The organism is Butyrivibrio sp. Su6 (genome assembly GCF_900108105.1).
Classification (GTDB): Bacteria; Bacillota; Clostridia; order Lachnospirales; family Lachnospiraceae; genus Butyrivibrio.
Window position 1 is genome coordinate 330,270 of the sequence record NZ_FNUR01000001.1, and the last position, 16,991, is coordinate 347,260.

Genomic DNA, 16,991 nt, shown 5'->3' on the forward strand with positions numbered 1-16,991 from the left:
CTGTGAAAGTTGCAGTATATCCCGGAAGTTTCGATCCAGTTACTTACGGACATTTAGATATAATAAAGCGTGCATCACAGATGTTTGATAAAGTTATAGTGGCTGTCATGTGCAATTCCGCTAAAACTCCATTGTTTACGCTTGATGAACGTGTTAAAATGATAAGAGAGTCAGTAAGTGGCCTAAATAACGTATATGTTGAGTCTTTTAGCGGTCTTCTTATAGACTATTGTAAAAAAGAGAACATTCATATTGTTATTCGTGGTCTTAGAGCCATTACAGATTTTGAGTATGAGCTTCAGATCGCGCAGACCAATAAGGAACTGTCTCACAATGAAGTTGATACTGTTTTCTTAACAACTTCACTTCAGTATTCTTACCTTAGCAGCTCGGTTGTAAAAGAAGTTGCAAGCTATAACGGCGATATTACTCCGTGTGTTCCGGATTTTGTCGCTGACACATTATATAAAAAGTATGGGTTCAGAAAATAAGTCAGGGGGAATTAAAAAATGACTAGCAGAATTGAACAGTTGATTGACGAGATAGAGACATATATCGACAACTGTAAACCTCAGCCTTTATCACAGACTAAGATAATTGTTAACAAAGAGGAAATTGACGAGCTTCTTCGAGAACTCAGAAGCAAAACACCAGAGGAAATCAAAAAGTATCAGAAAATCATCAGCAACAAAGAAGCTATTTTAAATGATGCAAGGAAAAAGGCCGAAGAAATCGTAAATCAGGCAACAATCAAGACTAATCAGCTTATAAATGAACATGAGATCATGCAGCAGGCATACGCCCAGGCCAATGAAGTCGTATCACAGGCTGCAATGCAGGCAAAAGAGATCCTTGATAATGCAATGATCGAAGCCAATAACATGAAGGGTGCTGCAGTTCAGTATACAGACCAGCTTTTGGCAGGAGTTGAGGATGTCATCGCACAGTCGATCGATGCCACAAGCAAAAACAATGATGAGATCATAGATGCTGTTAAGCAGCATAGTCTTGAGATCGTTAAATCAGTTTCACAGAGCAATGATAGCATTCTTTCAGCTCTTACACAGTACAGTGAAGTTATAAAATCAAACAGAGCTGATCTTAAACAACCTGAGGTTTCCGGAGATGCCGGATATACAGCTCAGGATGCAGTAGCCGGTGAAGCTGGTGATGCCGCTTCATCTGAAGCAATCAACCTTGATATGCTTAACTGATAGAACATTATAAGCTGCCGCTTTTTTGCGACAGCTTATTTATATCATAGGAATTTGCATTGCATCATACATGTGGGGGATTTTATGAAAAAAAGCATTATTTCTTTTGTTTTAACTATTGTAATTCTTTTGGGGCTTTTAGGGGCAACTACGCCTATAAAAGCAGAAGCTGCCTCAGCAACTAAGAATATTGTTATAGTGATCGATCCGGGCCATGGCGGAACCGGAGAAAGAAATCTTGGTGCTCAGTATAACGGATTTTCTGAAAAAGAAATGACAATGCAGGTAGCAAATGCAATGAAGGAAGAGCTTGAAAAGTATGACAATGTTTCAGTCTACTTAACAAGAACTACTGATACTTTTATATCCCTTGAGGACCGTGCGGTTACTGCCCAGAATTTAAATGCTGATTTTATGTTCAGCATTCATTTCAATGCTTCTTTGGAACATGATTTTTATGGGTCAGAGATCTGGACATCAGCCTTTGGTTCTTTTTATAAAAAAGGTGCTGAATTTGGACAGATAATGTCAGATGAACTCGGAAATCTTGGCCTTTACCAGAAAGGTGTAAAGACAAAAATTGGCAAAACAGGTAAAGACTATTATGGAATAATAAGGCAGAGCGTAGCAAGAGACATTCCTTGCGTAATTATTGAGCACGCCTACCTTGATCACGGTTATGATCTGCCATTTCTTAATACTGCCGGATTCCTAAAGACACTTGGAGTAACAGATGCAACTGCTGTGGCTAAGTATTTTAAGCTTACTTCCAAGACTACAGGAGCTGACTATTCCAATTATAGTTTCAAAACTGTCAGCATCCCAAAAACTCGTTTAAGTCAGGATTTCACAGAGCCGGATTACTGCAAGGTTTCCTGTGTTTCTTATGACAGTAACAGCAGAAATGCTCTTATCGAAATGAGTACAAAGGACAGCCAGTCACCTGTAATATATTTTTCCTATAGTTACGATGGCGGTAAAACTTACTCAATATTGCAGATGTGGGATAGAACAAAGGAGACACAGTCCTTTAATGTGAATATTCCAAAGGGTGTTGTGTCACCTACCATTATCTGCAGAGCATATAATAATTATGAACTTTACAAGGAAAGTGAACCTGTTTTGGTTACAGGGTATACCAATTAAAGAGAGAAGAAATTGAGATTAGATAAATTTTTGGGCGACCACAATGTTGGTACCCGCAAACAGATAAAAGAATATGTTAAAAACGGAAGATGTTCAGTAAATGGAACTCCCGTTAAAAAGGCTGACATTCATATTGATGAGAATGCTGATGTAATTACCTTTGATGGTATCGAACTTACATTTAGTAAGTTCCATTATTACATGCTTAATAAGCCAGATGGAGTAGTATCAGCCACTACTGATGGTAGAAATAAAACAGTACTGGATCTACTTAAGGATGAAAATGTTAAAGGTTTAAATCCTGCAGGCCGTCTTGATATTGATACTGTTGGACTACTACTTTTGACAGACGACGGCGGTCTTATTCACAGGCTTCTTTCTCCCAAAAAGCATGTTGATAAGACCTATGAAGTCCATCTTGAAAAAGAGATAAGTGACGAGGATATAAGTAAGCTTGAAAATGGCGTAGATATAGGCGATAAAAAAGATAATGGCGATCCGTATCTTACCATGGAAGCAAGGGTCATAAGGAAAGAAAATGACGACAAGGGCAATCCTGTTGTTCATCTTATTATCCATGAGGGCCGTTTCCATCAGGTAAAAAGAATGATGGAAGCTGTTGGAAATAAGGTTGTTTTCTTAAAAAGAGTTACATTTGGTCCGCTGGTTCTTGATGAAACTCTTTTACCAGGTCAGTACAGACCACTTACAGAAAATGAATTGAAAGAACTTGGAGTAGAATAACACAGGTAATATTATGAAACGTGTAGATAAAGGTGAATTTGGTTATATTGAATACAGAAAAAAAGTAGCGATAATAAGAACAGCTATATGCCTTGCAATTGTTCTTATCGTGTTTTTTACAGGATTATTTATATATCACAGTCAGAAGAGTATATTTAGTATTATTGCTGCAGTTCTTTGTCTTCCTACAGGTTGGAGCGGTGTAAACCTGATCATGTTCCTGAAAGCCAAAAGCTGCTCACTTAAGGACTATAAGAAGATTGAAGATAATAAGGGTGGTCTTTTGATCCATTATGATCACATAATCACATCCTATGACAAAAACTACTATATCGCAGCTTCTACTGTACTTGATAAGAATATATGTGCTCTGGCAGCTGATAAGGATATGGAAGAATCAGACTGTGAAAAACATATTAAAAAGATGATGGCAGGAAGCGGGTATTCAAGTTATAGCATTAAAGTATTTACAGATACTGATAAGTTCTGTGACAGGCTCCTTCAGCTTGATAAACTTCGCGAAGAGAAAAAGATTGATCCCGTTGCCATTGAAGAATCATGGGAAGTTGGAACTGTTCAGACTCCTGCGGCAGTTCTTTTATCCATATCTCTATGATTACCGGTCATGTAAATATATTCAGTTTATTTAAGGTTCTATAAGAAAAAAATGAAAGAAATAGTTATTGATAAAAATCAGGAAAGCAAAAGACTTGATAGCTTTCTAAAGGCTTATTTGTCTGAAGCAACCGGCAGCTTTATTTATAAGATGCTGCGAAAAAAGAATATTACATTAAATGACAAGAAAGCAGACGGAAAAGAAAAGCTTAAAGTCGGAGATTCTATAAAGATTTACTTTTCAGATGAGACATTTGATAAGTTTGTAGGAAAGAAAAACTCGCCCGTAAATGAGAAAAAAAGTTCTTCCTACGAGAAGCTTTCAGTTGAAATAGTTTATGAAGATGACAATGTAATATTTGTAAATAAGCCTGCAGGTCTTTTGTCCCAAAAAGCTGATAAAGATGATATAAGCCTCAATGACTGGCTTATCTATTATCTTTTAAATAAAGGCTCTGTTACACAGGAAAGTCTTTTAACCTATAAGCCATCCATATGCAACCGCCTTGACAGGAATACATCAGGTCTTGTTATCTGCGCTAAGTCTTTATCCGGCGCAAGAGAAATGAACCAAATGCTAAAAGACAGGACTCTTGATAAATTCTACAGAACGCTTGTATCCGGCAGAATTACCGATAGTATAAGGCTTAAGGGATATCTTTATAAGGATGAAGCCAAAAACAAAGTCTTTATAAAAGAAAATGATCCTAAAGATGACAGATATTCATATATCGAAACTGAGTATAAGCCTTTGAAATACTATGAAAAATCTGATCTTACCATGCTTGAAGTTAAGCTCATAACAGGAAAGCCCCATCAGATAAGGGCTCATCTATCCAGCATTGGCCATCCGCTTATTGGAGATATTAAATACGGCGGCAAGAAATATAATGGTATAAATTATCAGCTGCTACACAGCTATAGGATTCATTTCCCGGATAATATGTCCGGAGAACTTGAATATCTCTCGGGGAGAGAATTTATTGCAAAACTGCCTTCTGTGTTTGAGGGTATCTAGGGGGAGAAACATGCCAACTTGGAAATCAAGGGGACTTAGAGGTTCCACATTAGAGGAACTTATAAACAGGTCCAATGAAAGGTATCAGGAACTTGGCCTTGCGCTTATTCAGAAAATTCCTACACCTATCACACCCATTAACATTGATAAACAGACCAGGCACATCACACTGGCATATTTTGACCAGAAAAGTACAGTCGATTATATAGGAGTTGTTCAGGGCATTCCTGTTTGTTTTGATGCAAAGGAATGCGCTACAACTACTTTTGCCTTAGAGAACATTCATCCTCATCAGGTTGCATTTATGCAGGATTTTGAAAAGCAGGATGGTGTTGCTTTCTTTTTGATATATTTTACAAGTCTAAACGAGTTCTATTATTTACCCTATAGAAAATTAATAGAATTTTGGGAAAGAGCTGAGGATGGCGGCAGAAAGAGCTTTCGCCACGATGAGCTCGATATTTCCTATACAATACATTCGCCCGGTGAATCCGGCATTTTGATCCCTTTTCTTGATACTATCCAAAAAGATTTAGAAGAAAGGGAATAAATAATTGACATAAGTTAATATTGGATGTTAAACTCTTTACTATATTAGCGTACTATCAGAGTAGCACTGTACCACGCGAAAGTGAAAAGAGGTATTATGAGCAAAGTTCTGTTACATACTCCGGATGGAGTAAGAGATATCTATGGTGAAGAATGTAGTGACAAGAAAATAATTGCCGAGAAAATCCATGGCAAGATGAAGAGTTTTGGGTATCAGGACATTGATACACCTACATTTGAGTATTTTGATGTATTCGCAGAGGAAATCAATACTACTGATGCAAAAGAGCTCTATAAGTTTTTCGACAAAGAAGGAAATACTCTTGTTCTTCGTCCTGACTTCACACCGTCCATTGCAAGATGCGCTTCAAAGGTCCTGCTTGAAAACGGTACTCCTGTAAGAGTTTGTTATGAGGGAAAAACCTTCTTAAACACTTCTAATCTGCAGGGGAAGCTAAAAGAGAATTATAACATCGGTGTAGAGCTTATGAATGATGATTCTGTAATGGCTGACGCTGAAATGATAGCTCTTTTGGTAAGTTGTCTTAGGAGCGCAGGACTTAGCGATTTTCAGATAAGTGTCGGTGATGCCGGATTTTATAAGGGTCTTTGCATTGAAGCCGGTATCGATCAGGAAACAGAAGCGGCAATAAGAGAGCAGATCACTTCCAAAAACTATTTTGCAGCAGAAAGTCTTATGAACGAGCGCAACATAGATTCAAAGTATATTGACCAGATCCTTAAGGTTTCTGAATTTATAGGCTCTGATGATGCTCTTGATAAGGCTGAGAACATCGCCAATAACGAAATGTCACTAAACGCTGTTAAAAGGCTAAAAAAGCTCTATAAAGTGCTTACAAGCTATGGTGTTCAGAAATATATTTCTTTTGACCTTAGTGTCCTTAGTAAGTTTAATTACTACACAGGCGTGATATTTAGTGCCTATACCTATGGCGCTCCCGATGCTATAGCAAAGGGCGGACGATACGACAATCTTCTTGGAAAATACGGAAAAGATGCGCCTGCCATCGGATTTGTGATCATCCTTGATGACCTTATTTCTGCTTGTAAGAGACAGGGCATAGAATTCGAACATGAAGCATCTGCCATATCCGTTACTTATAACGAAGACAATTTTGATGATGCTCTAAAAAAAGCAACAGACCTAAGACAGCAGGGCAAAAATGTTTGTCTTTTGCATGAATAAATGGAGGCATTATGAGATATTTGACCTTTGCCCTTGGGAAGGGAAGACTTGTAGAAAGCACAATGGAAATACTAAATAAATGCGGTATTACCTGTGATGAGATCTTAGATAAAAAAACAAGAAAACTTATTTTTACAAATGAAGAATTAAAGTTAAAATTCTTTTTGGCAAAAGGCCCTGACGTGCCAACTTACGTAGAATATGGCGCTGCTGATATTGGAATTGTTGGCGCTGATACCATAATGGAAGAAAAAAGAAGGGTTTATGAAGTGCTTGACCTGGGCTTTGGAAAATGCAGGATGTGTGTATGCGGACCTGCAGAAGCCAAAAAGCTCCTTGAACATAGGGAACTAATCAGAGTAGCAAGCAAATACCCTGAAATTGCCAAGGATTATTTCTTTAACCAAAAACATCAGACTGTTGATATCATAAAGCTTAACGGCTCTGTGGAGCTTGGACCTATTGTTAACTTAAGTGATGTCATAGTTGATATCGTTGAGACAGGCTCAACACTTAGAGAGAACGGACTTGAAGTACTTGAGGAAATCTGCCCTTTGTCTGCAAGAATGATTGTTAATCAGGTCAGCATGCAGATGGAAACTGAAAGAATAAGAAAGCTTATAAATGACATAAAGGAGAATCTCTAATATATGCGCACAGTAAAACTTACCAAAGAAACAAAAGATGAGCTTTTAGGAAATCTTTTAAAAAGAAATCCCGGAAGCTATACAGAATACGAAAATACAGTAAATGAGATCATCAATAATGTAAGAGAAAATGGCGATAAAGCCCTTTTTGACTATACACTTAAATTTGATAAATTTGCTGTAAATGAAAAGACTATAAAAGTTACAAGAAAAGAGATAGAAGAAGCTTATAAAGAGCTTTCAGATGACTTTGTGGAAGTCATGAAAAAAAGCGCTGAAAATATCAGAGTTTTTCATGAAAAGCAAAAGAGAAATACCTGGATCGATACAAAAGAAGACGGAAGCATACTTGGCCAGAGAATCCTTCCTATCGAGATCTCAGGCGTATATGTTCCCGGCGGAAAAGCTGCTTATCCGTCAAGCGTTCTCATGAATGTAGTTCCAGCAAAAGTTGCCGGAGTTGAAAGAATTGTAATGTGCACACCGCCTTCAAAGGATGGCAAAGTAAATGCCGGAACCCTTGTTGCAGCAGATATAGCAGGTGTTACTGAAATTTATAAAGTTGGCGGAGCGCAGGCAATCGCAGCTATGGCTTTTGGTACAGCTTCAGTTCCAAAGGTGGATAAAATAACAGGCCCTGGAAATATATTTGTAGCATTGGCTAAAAAAGCATGCTTTGGACACGTTTCAATTGATTCAATCGCAGGTCCCAGTGAGATCCTTGTTTTGACAGATGAAACTGCCAATCCAAGATATGTTGCAGCAGATCTTTTATCACAGGCTGAGCACGATGAGCTTGCAAGCAGCATACTTATCACAACATCTCAGGATATTGCAGATAAAGTGTCAAAAGAAATTGATGAGTTCTTAAAAACACTTTCAAGGTCTGAGATCATCAAAAAATCTTTAGAAAACTATGGCTATATCTTTGTAGCAGATAATATGGATGATGCAATAGATGCTGCAAATGCAGTTGCATCAGAGCACCTTGAGATAATTACCAAAAATCCATTTGAGACTATGACCAAGATTAAAAATGCAGGTGCTATTTTCCTTGGAGAATATTCTTCAGAGCCGCTTGGAGACTACTTTGCAGGTCCTAACCACATCTTACCTACAAACAGGACAGCAAGATTTTTCTCACCGCTTTCTGTTGATGACTTCGTAAAAAAGACAAGTATCATTTCATATTCACAGGAAGGTTTATATAAAGTCCACAAGGATATTGAACTATTTGCAAAAGAGGAAGGCCTTACAGCACATGCAAATTCAATTGCAGTAAGGTTCGAAAATTGCAAGTAAACTTTCTAAAATAATTGTTAAATGCAAGATTAATAAATTGTTTATAATTAAATAGCAATATTTAGTCAACATAACGCAAGGAGCCACAAATTATGGGAGAAAGAATTGCAAGTGTTATCAGGAAGACAAAAGAAACTGATATCAGCGTAAAGCTTAATATTGACGGTACAGGCAAGGCTGACATTGAAACCGGAATTGGATTTTTTGATCATATGCTTGAAGCTTTTGCAAAACATGGTCTTTTTGATCTGGAAGTAAAAGTGAAGGGCGACCTCAATGTTGACGGGCATCACACTGTAGAAGATACCGGAATTGTCCTTGGACAAGCCCTTTTACAGGCTATAGGAGATAAAAAAGGTATCAGACGTTATGGAAGCGAAATTCTTCCCATGGACGAATCCCTTGTTTTAGCTGCAGTTGATCTTTGCGGAAGACCATATTTTGTAATGGATGCAGCATTTACATCTCCCATGGTTGGTGACTTTGATACACAGCTTGTGAATGAGTTCTTTTACGCAGTTTCATACTCTGCAATGATGAACATTCACCTGAGAGTTTTGACCGGCAGCAACGACCACCACAAGATTGAAGCAATGTTTAAAGCTTTTGCAAAAGCTGTAGATACAGCAACTATGGTCGATCCAAGAATAACAGATGTTTTAAGTACTAAAGGAGCTTTATAATATGTCAAAAATAAGAAAGCTTATTCCATGTATCTATCTTTATGACGAAAAGGCTGTAAAAGGCGTATCAGATAAAACTGTATTATGTGACGATCCACTGGAGCTTGTTAAGATTTACAACAAGAAGGGCGTCAATTCAATTTTTCTTTATGATCTTTCAAGAGGAATGGGGGATGAAGCCCATGATAAGGCCCTTGATATGATAAAGGCAATATGTAAAAAAGCTGACGGAAATGTAATAGGCGCCGGAAATATCAAGCGCATGGAAGATGTAAAAAAACTTCTTTACGCAGGATGTTCAAAGGTTGCTGTTAATCTTTCAGAGCAGAGCGAAATTGAAAGCCTTGCTGAAAGCTCAGAGAAATTTGGCAAAGAAAAAATATATGCAATATTCTCTGATGATGCGCAGACTAAAGCAAATAAAGAACTCGTTGAGAAATATACAACTGAACTTATATATTTTCCAAATTCAGTTAAGGATCTTGCTTCATCTGACATAGACTTTACAATATCCTACGTTATTGATGACTATGAAAAGAGCCTTGATGAATATAAAAAAGCTCTGGACAATGATAATTTTGAGCTTTTTGCCCTTAAGGGAGCTCTTTCGTGGGATGATCTTAAAAAGAATTCAGATGGCATGGTTCCAGTAATTGTTCAGGATTATAAAACTGATCAGGTTCTTATGCTGGCATATATGAACGAAGAAGCTTATAATAAAACTCTCGAGACAGGAAAAATGACATATTTTAGCCGTAGTCGAAATGAGTTATGGATTAAAGGAGAAACAAGCTCACATTATCAGTTTGTTAAGGCTTTGTATGCCGACTGTGACAAGGATACGATTCTTGCAAGCGTTAAGCAGATCGGTGCAGCCTGCCACACAGGAAGCTATTCATGCTTTTTCAATGAAATAGCCAAAACTGACTATGATAAAAAGAATCCTCAAAAAGTCCTGGATGAAGTATTTGATGTGATAAAAGACAGAAAGATCAATCCAAGACAGGGATCTTATACAAATTATCTTTTTGATAAGGGCATTGATAAGATTCTTAAAAAAGTGGGCGAAGAAGCTACAGAGATTGTAATTGCCGCAAAAAATCCAAATGATAATGAAATAGTTTACGAAATGTCTGATTTCCTGTATCATATGATGGTCCTCATGGCTGAAAAAAATGTTAGCTGGGAGGATATAACTGACGAGTTGTCAAGAAGATAAGGAAAAAGTATGAACGAAAACTTAGCTCTAAGCGATGAGACTTTGCTTGATCTTGAGAAACCTGAGAGATACATAGGCAATGAGGTTAACAGCGTCTATAAAGACAAAAACGCTGTTGATATCAGATTTGCCATGTGTTTCCCTGATGTTTATGAGATTGGCATGTCTCATCTTGGAATTCAAATTCTTTACGGAATGTTTAATTCCTATGAAGATGTATGGTGTGAGAGGGTCTATTCTCCATGGGTAGACGCTGACAAAGTCTTCAGGGAAAAGGACATTCCTCTTTTTGCGTTGGAATCACAGGATGAAATCAGAAAATTTGATTTCCTTGGATTTACCATCCAGTATGAAATGTGTTATACAAACATTTTGCAGATACTGGATCTTTCAAAGATTCCTCTCCTCGCAAAAGACAGAGACTGGGACTATCCTATAGTGATCGGTGGTGGCCCATGTACTTATAATCCGGAGCCTATAACGGATTTCTTTGATATGTTTTATATAGGTGAAGGCGAAACAAAATACAGAGAGATCTTTGACCTCTATAAAAAGTCAAGAAAAGAGGGTATATCACGTCAGGAATTTTTGAGAAGATGTTCTCATATTTCCGGCATTTATGTGCCTTCTCTTTATGATGTCAAATACAAGGAAGACGGAACTATTCTATCAATGACGCCTTGTTATGAAGATGTACCTGCACAGATAAATAAAGAGATGTGTCTCGATGTATCAAACCAGTTCTATCCTACAAAACCTGTTGTTCCATACATAAAGATAACCCAGGACAGGGTAGTATTGGAGATCATGCGCGGATGCATAAGAGGCTGCAGATTCTGTCAGGCTGGTCAGCTCTATAAACCTCTTCGTGAAAAAGACGTTGACCACCTAAAAGAGCTTGCTCTTGAAGCATTAAAAAACACCGGTTATGAAGAAATATCCCTTAGTTCCTTAAGTTCAAGTGATTATTCAAAGCTTCCTGAGCTTATAGACTTTTTGATCAAAAACTGTAACGAGAAGAAGGTAAATATTTCACTTCCTTCCCTTAGAATTGATGCATTTTCTCTTGATGTTATGAGCAAAGTTCAGGATGTTAAAAAGAGCAGTCTTACATTTGCTCCTGAAGCCGGAACACAGAGAATGCGTAATGTTATAAATAAGGGTCTTACAGAGGAAGATATTTTAAGAGGATCTCACGAGGCATTCCTTGGCGGTTGGAATAAAGTTAAGCTCTATTTCATGCTGGGACTTCCAACAGAAACAGATGAAGATATCCTTGGAATCGGTGATATCTGTAATAAGGTCGCTGTTGAGTATTTTGAGACAGTACCAAAAGAGAACAGAAATGGAAGAACAATTGATATTGTAGCAAGTACATCATTCTTTGTTCCAAAGCCATTTACACCTTTCCAGTGGGCACCAATGAATACCAAGGAAGAGTTCCTTGATAAAGCAAATAAGACAAGAAAAGGCATTATGTCACAGCTTAACCAGAAACATATCAAATACAACTGGCATGAAGCTGATGCAAGTATGATGGAAGGCGTACTTGCAAGAGGTGACAGAAGGCTTAATGAAGTAATCTTGAAAGCATATAAAAAAGGCTGCGTTTTCGATGCCTGGGGTGAATATTTTAGATTTGACACCTGGATGGAAGTCTTTGATGAGTGCAATATTGATCCATTTTTCTACACTACAAGAGAACGTGCTGAAGATGAGATTTTCCCTTGGGATATCTTAAACTGTGGAGTTTCAAAGGCATTTCTTTTACGTGAATGGAAGACTGCCCTTGAAAATAAGCCTTCATCTAACTGCAGACTTTCCTGCCTTGGCTGCGGAGCTGCATCTTATGGCGTAGGTGTTTGCACGGAGGGCAGATCATGAATAAATTACGTGTAAAATTTACCAAACATGGTCCTATTAAATTTGTAGGACATTTGGATGTAATGAGATACTTCCAGAAAGCTATAAGACGAGCTGAAATTGATATAAAGTACTCTGAGGGCTTTAGTCCTCATCAGCTTCTTTCATTTGCTCAACCTCTTAGCGTTGGTGTTACAAGCGACGGAGAGTATCTTGATATGACAGTTAACAGCATGGTATCAGTAACAGATGTTATGGACAGATTAAATGCTGTTATGAATGAAGGAATCAAGATTATAGCTGTAGAAGAACTTGACGAGACTTCAGTTAAAGCCATGACTGACGTCTATGCAGCGAGATATATCGCTAAATTCAGAGAGACTTCAAAGCCTGATTTTGACTGGATTTCTGAATTTAAAAAATACCTTTCAAAAGATACGCTTCCTGCAACAAAAAAGACCAAAAGCGGCTTTAAAGAAATCGATATGAAGCCTATGATATTCGATTATAAGTTTGACACTGAAAAACAGGAAGTTATGCTTCTTTTAAGTATGAGCAGCGCTACCACATTGAAACCGGCTCTTTTATTTGAGGGATTTTTCAAGAGCCTTGATAGAGAGTTCTCAGTATCAATGCTTTCACTTCACAGAATCGATATCTACAAGCTTGTTGAAAAAGATAACGAGAAATACATTGAACCTTTTATCGTAACTGACACTTCAGAGAGGTTTTATCTAAATGGCTGAAATTGTTATTTCAAAGTACCTTGATACACCGCTTGTTACAGCATTTATTGATAATAAACTGGAGTTTTTGGAATTCATAAGGGCAAGAGAGCTTCATAATATTTATCTTGGGAGAGTTGATCATATCGTAAATAATATTGATGCAGCTTTTGTTAGATATAAAGATGATGAAATTGGTTATCTGCCTTTAAAGAGCGTCCTCCCGGTCTGCGTTATTAACAGAAAGCTCGGGGCTACGGATTCAGTAAAAGCTGGCGATGAAGTAATAGTTCAGGTTGAGGTTGAAAAGATAAAAACCAAAAAGCCAAAACTTACTACCTATTTATCTTTGTCAGGAATGTACACTGTCTTAACACTCGGAAGAAAGGGCGTCGGAGCATCTTTAAAGCTCGATGACAATATAAGAAAAAGTCTTATTGATGATGTGAAGGAAGATTTTAACACATTATCTTTTGACAGTTCTTCGGCGTTTGGGGACACTTCTTTTGGAATCATTGTAAGAACAAATGCGGCTGATATTGATTGTAACAGGAAAAAGGCTATATTAGATGATGCATCTGAATGTATAAAACTGATGTCTCAGATACTTTCTTTGGGAACAAGCAGAACTGATGGCAGTCTTTTGTATTCAAAAGAACAGGCACTTTATGCTGAAAACGATGATATAACTCTTCCTTACATTGATAAAGCAAAAGCTTTTCTTAGAACTAAAGGAATCACAGATCCTGTTGTAGTCACAGATACAGGTATACACGGGATAAATTCAAAGATTCAGGATTTAAGAGGCAACAGGGTATGGCTCAAAAGTGGTGCTTATCTCATAATCGAGCAGCTTGAGAGCTTTAATGCCATTGATGTTAACACCGGAAAAGCTATTTCAGGTAAAAAAGATATATCCAAAAAGGTTAATATCGAAGCTGCACAGGAAGTAATGAGGCAGATAAGACTGCGAAACCTTACAGGCATGATCCTCATTGATTTCATCAACATGAAAGATGATGAGGATTATAATGAACTTATAGAGCTTGTGAAAAAGCTTGCACGCCAGGATTATATACATACTGAGTTTATCGATGTTACAGGCCTTGGTATTATGGAATTAACAAGAAATAAAAACGATAAATCATTAAAAGAAATATTGATTGATGTTGAAAAAGCTGTTGACATTAGTAAACATCAATGTTAATATACTATGGTATGCCGCATAACTAGGCAGAAGTGGGTTTATCCCCGCCAAAGTTAGCGAGTTTTTTTGAAGAAGGAGGTAACTTATGTACGCAATTATTGTAACTGGTGGAAAGCAGTACAAAGTTTCCGAGGGCGATGAAATCAGAGTAGAGAAGCTTGATGTAGAGCCTGGAAAAGAAGTAACATTTGATAATGTTATTGCAGTAAACGATGACAAGACTCTTAAGGTTGCTGGCGATGTTAGCGGAGCTAAGGTTAGCGCTACAGTTGTTGAGCAGGGCCGTGGTAAGAAGGTTGTTGTTTACAAGTACAAGAGAAAGACTGGATACCATAAGAAAAATGGTCACAGACAGCCATTCACACTTGTTAAGATTGAAAAAATCTCTATGTAATTATTAACAATTGGAATAATATGACTACTATTACAATTACCAAGACGTCCAGCGATAAATACAGATCAATCGAATGCAATGGTCATGCAGGTTTTGCTGATTATGGCAACGATATTGTGTGCGCTGCAGTTTCAGTTTTGACAATCAATCTTATCAATTCCATTGATAATTTCACTGAGGATGAGATAAGCGTTGTTCAGGATGAAGACAAAGGACTTATAAAGCTTAGTTTTAAGGATGAACCAAGTAATGATTCAGATTTATTATTAAGATCTTTTGAACTTGGTGTAGACAGCATATTCCAACAGTATGGAAAGAAATTTCTGAACATTAAATTTAGGAGGGAATAAGTCATGATGAATATGAACCTTCAATTTTTTGCTCACAAGAAGGGTGTTGGATCTACTAAGAACGGTAGAGACTCAGAGTCAAAGAGACTTGGAGCAAAAAGAGCTGACGGACAATTCGTAAAGGCCGGTAATATTTTATACAGACAGCGTGGAACACACATTCATCCTGGTGTAAATGTAGGAATCGGTAGCGATGATACATTATACGCACTTGTTGATGGTGTTCTTAGATTTGAGCGCAAGGGCAGAGATAAAAAGCAGGCTAGCGTTCATCCTGTAGAGAATAAGTAATTTGCTTAAACGGGCTTCAAACACATTTATGTTTGGAGCCTTCTTTTTTAGTAGAGCACTAAGTGAGGTTTTTTCGAACATAGTGCGAACAATACAAGTCAACTTAGCGAGGTTTTGACGAGCTTAGTTGAGCTTGTTTACCTTTCAAGGAGTTAAATTAATGCCAGTATTTGTAGATAAAGCAAAAATCTTTATACAGAGTGGTAAGGGCGGTGACGGACATATCTCTTTCAGAAGAGAAAAATATGTGCCAAACGGTGGCCCGGATGGCGGTGACGGTGGCAAAGGCGGAGACGTTATCTTTGTCATAGATGAAGGAATAAATACTCTTGCCGATTTCCATTATGGTGGAAAGTATAAGGCAGAGAATGGTCAGGATGGAAATAAGAGACGATGCCATGGTAAGAATGGCCAGGATCTTTATATAAAGGTTCCGGAAGGAACAGTAATAAAAGAAGCAGCTTCAGGAAAAGTAATCGCTGATATGAGCCTTGAAAACAGAGAGGTCGTTGTTCTTAAGGGTGGTAAAGGCGGCAATGGAAACATGCATTATGCTACTTCAACAATGCAGGCGCCTAAATATGCTCAGCCAGGACAACCGGCTCTTTCACTTGAAGTACTTTTAGAGCTTAAGGTAATTGCAGACGTTGGACTTGTGGGCTTCCCAAATGTTGGTAAGTCAACCTTCTTATCCAAGGTATCAAATGCCAAGCCTAAAATTGCAAATTATCATTTCACAACCCTTTCACCAATGCTTGGTGTTGTTGATCTTAATGATGCAAAAGGCTTTGTAGTTGCCGATATCCCGGGACTTATTGAAGGTGCTTCAGAGGGTGCAGGACTTGGTCATGAGTTCCTCCGTCATATTGAGAGAACCAGAATGATGATCCACGTTGTAGATGCGGCATCAACTGAGGGCAGAGACCCTATTGAAGATATAGAAGCAATTAATGAAGAACTTAAAAACTACAACGCTGATATAACAAGCAAGCCACAGGTTATTGCAGCCAACAAGATAGATATGCTTCCTGAGGGAGAGCAGGCAGAGATAATTACCAAGATACGTGAAAAATACGAACCTCTTGGAGTTAAAGTATTTGCCACTTCAACCCTAACTGGAAAAGGTATTCAGGAACTGTTATACTATGTAAGTAGGACCCTTTCTGAGCTTCCTGAAAAATCTGTTGTCTTTGAGCAGGAATTCTTCCCTGAAACAATGATAAGAGATGCTGAGGATGCATTCACAGTTTCTTACGATAAGGATACTGCTGAATATGTTATTGAAGGACCTAAGATTGAAAAGATGCTTGGTTATACAAATCTTGAGTCTGAAAAAGGCTTTGCTTTCTTCCAGAAGTTCCTTGCAGATAATGGAATTCTTGATGAACTTGAGAAACTTCATATCGGTGAAGGTGACACTGTAAGAATGTATGGTTATAGTTTTGAATATTATAGAAACGCAGATACTAAACCGGTATCTGAAGATGAGGATGAAGAAGAATGACATTAACAAGTAAACAAAGAGCTTATTTAAAGAGCCTTGCAGCAGATCTCGATCCTGTTTTTCAAATTGGAAAAGCGACTGTTACTCCTGAAATAACAGATGCAATTGCTGAAACCTTTAATACTCATGAGCTTATAAAGGTTACTGTACTTAAAAACTGTACAGAAGAAGTTAGTAATGTTGCTATCATGATATCAGAGAGAACAAGATCTGAACTTGTTCAGGTTATTGGTAGAAAGTTCGTATTATACAAGCCTTTTAAAGACAATCCAAAGATCGTACTTCCTAAAAACAAGAAAGCTTAATATTTCTA

At 37.6% G+C, this 16,991-nt stretch carries 20 protein-coding genes; all 20 read left to right on the forward strand.

Annotated elements, in window-relative coordinates; translation table 11 throughout:
- The first annotated feature begins 2 nt into the window (after positions 1-2).
- A complete protein-coding gene (gene coaD, locus C4S54_RS01340) occupies positions 3-491 on the forward strand; it encodes a pantetheine-phosphate adenylyltransferase (RefSeq protein WP_103867921.1) in 489 nt (162 codons plus the stop codon).
- An 18-nt stretch (positions 492-509) separates the two neighbouring features.
- Positions 510-1,214 carry an ATPase gene (locus tag C4S54_RS01345; RefSeq protein WP_242973713.1) on the forward strand — a complete coding sequence of 235 codons (705 nt, stop codon included), beginning with the start codon at positions 510-512 and terminating at the stop codon, positions 1,212-1,214.
- Positions 1,215-1,298: 84 nt separating this feature from the next.
- Positions 1,299-2,360, forward strand: coding sequence for an N-acetylmuramoyl-L-alanine amidase family protein (locus tag C4S54_RS01350; RefSeq protein WP_103867922.1), 1,062 nt, complete (start codon positions 1,299-1,301; stop codon positions 2,358-2,360).
- A gap of 12 nt (positions 2,361-2,372) precedes the next feature.
- On the forward strand, positions 2,373-3,104 hold the full coding sequence (locus C4S54_RS01355) for a pseudouridine synthase (protein ID WP_103867923.1): 732 nt from the start codon (positions 2,373-2,375) through the stop codon (positions 3,102-3,104).
- A 13-nt stretch (positions 3,105-3,117) separates the two neighbouring features.
- On the forward strand, positions 3,118-3,720 hold the full coding sequence (locus tag C4S54_RS01360; RefSeq protein WP_103867924.1) for a hypothetical protein: 603 nt from the start codon (positions 3,118-3,120) through the stop codon (positions 3,718-3,720).
- 51 nt (positions 3,721-3,771) lie between these two features.
- Complete coding sequence (locus C4S54_RS01365) at positions 3,772-4,737, forward strand: RluA family pseudouridine synthase (protein ID WP_103867925.1); 966 nt, start codon at positions 3,772-3,774, stop codon at positions 4,735-4,737.
- 10 nt (positions 4,738-4,747) lie between these two features.
- Positions 4,748-5,287, forward strand: coding sequence for a Holliday junction resolvase RecU (locus C4S54_RS01370; protein ID WP_103867926.1), 540 nt, complete (start codon positions 4,748-4,750; stop codon positions 5,285-5,287).
- A 96-nt stretch (positions 5,288-5,383) separates the two neighbouring features.
- Positions 5,384-6,493, forward strand: coding sequence for an ATP phosphoribosyltransferase regulatory subunit (gene hisZ / locus C4S54_RS01375; protein WP_103867927.1), 1,110 nt, complete (start codon positions 5,384-5,386; stop codon positions 6,491-6,493).
- A gap of 11 nt (positions 6,494-6,504) precedes the next feature.
- The gene (gene hisG, locus C4S54_RS01380; RefSeq protein ID WP_103867928.1) at positions 6,505-7,140 is read left to right on the forward strand and encodes an ATP phosphoribosyltransferase; all 636 of its coding nucleotides are present in this window, start codon (positions 6,505-6,507) and stop codon (positions 7,138-7,140) included.
- 3 nt (positions 7,141-7,143) lie between these two features.
- A complete protein-coding gene (gene hisD / locus C4S54_RS01385) occupies positions 7,144-8,442 on the forward strand; it encodes a histidinol dehydrogenase (RefSeq protein WP_103867929.1) in 1,299 nt (432 codons plus the stop codon).
- A gap of 92 nt (positions 8,443-8,534) precedes the next feature.
- Complete coding sequence (gene hisB / locus C4S54_RS01390; RefSeq protein ID WP_103867930.1) at positions 8,535-9,125, forward strand: imidazoleglycerol-phosphate dehydratase HisB; 591 nt, start codon at positions 8,535-8,537, stop codon at positions 9,123-9,125.
- 1 nt (position 9,126) lies between these two features.
- Entirely contained in the window at positions 9,127-10,344 is a 1,218-nt protein-coding gene (gene hisIE, locus C4S54_RS01395) for a bifunctional phosphoribosyl-AMP cyclohydrolase/phosphoribosyl-ATP diphosphatase HisIE (protein ID WP_103867931.1), read from the forward strand.
- 9 nt (positions 10,345-10,353) lie between these two features.
- Positions 10,354-12,228: a TIGR03960 family B12-binding radical SAM protein gene (locus tag C4S54_RS01400; protein ID WP_103867932.1), complete on the forward strand. Its 1,875-nt coding sequence runs from the start codon at positions 10,354-10,356 to the stop codon at positions 12,226-12,228.
- Complete coding sequence (locus C4S54_RS01405; protein WP_103867933.1) at positions 12,225-12,953, forward strand: TIGR03936 family radical SAM-associated protein; 729 nt, start codon at positions 12,225-12,227, stop codon at positions 12,951-12,953. Before C4S54_RS01400 ends, C4S54_RS01405 begins: the two co-directional genes overlap by 4 nt.
- Positions 12,946-14,139 carry a ribonuclease E/G gene (locus C4S54_RS01410; RefSeq protein ID WP_103867934.1) on the forward strand — a complete coding sequence of 398 codons (1,194 nt, stop codon included), beginning with the start codon at positions 12,946-12,948 and terminating at the stop codon, positions 14,137-14,139. The genes C4S54_RS01405 and C4S54_RS01410 overlap by 8 nt, the downstream gene beginning before the upstream one ends.
- 85 nt (positions 14,140-14,224) lie before the next feature.
- Positions 14,225-14,533, forward strand: coding sequence for a 50S ribosomal protein L21 (gene rplU, locus C4S54_RS01415; protein ID WP_022773999.1), 309 nt, complete (start codon positions 14,225-14,227; stop codon positions 14,531-14,533).
- A gap of 20 nt (positions 14,534-14,553) precedes the next feature.
- On the forward strand, positions 14,554-14,883 hold the full coding sequence (locus C4S54_RS01420; RefSeq protein ID WP_022774000.1) for a ribosomal-processing cysteine protease Prp: 330 nt from the start codon (positions 14,554-14,556) through the stop codon (positions 14,881-14,883).
- A 3-nt stretch (positions 14,884-14,886) separates the two neighbouring features.
- Complete coding sequence (gene rpmA, locus C4S54_RS01425; protein WP_022774002.1) at positions 14,887-15,174, forward strand: 50S ribosomal protein L27; 288 nt, start codon at positions 14,887-14,889, stop codon at positions 15,172-15,174.
- 160 nt (positions 15,175-15,334) lie between these two features.
- Complete coding sequence (gene obgE, locus C4S54_RS01430; RefSeq protein WP_103867935.1) at positions 15,335-16,678, forward strand: GTPase ObgE; 1,344 nt, start codon at positions 15,335-15,337, stop codon at positions 16,676-16,678.
- Positions 16,675-16,983 carry a ribosome assembly RNA-binding protein YhbY gene (gene yhbY, locus C4S54_RS01435; protein ID WP_022774004.1) on the forward strand — a complete coding sequence of 103 codons (309 nt, stop codon included), beginning with the start codon at positions 16,675-16,677 and terminating at the stop codon, positions 16,981-16,983. The genes obgE and yhbY overlap by 4 nt, the downstream gene beginning before the upstream one ends.
- The last annotated feature ends 8 nt before the right edge of the window (positions 16,984-16,991 follow it).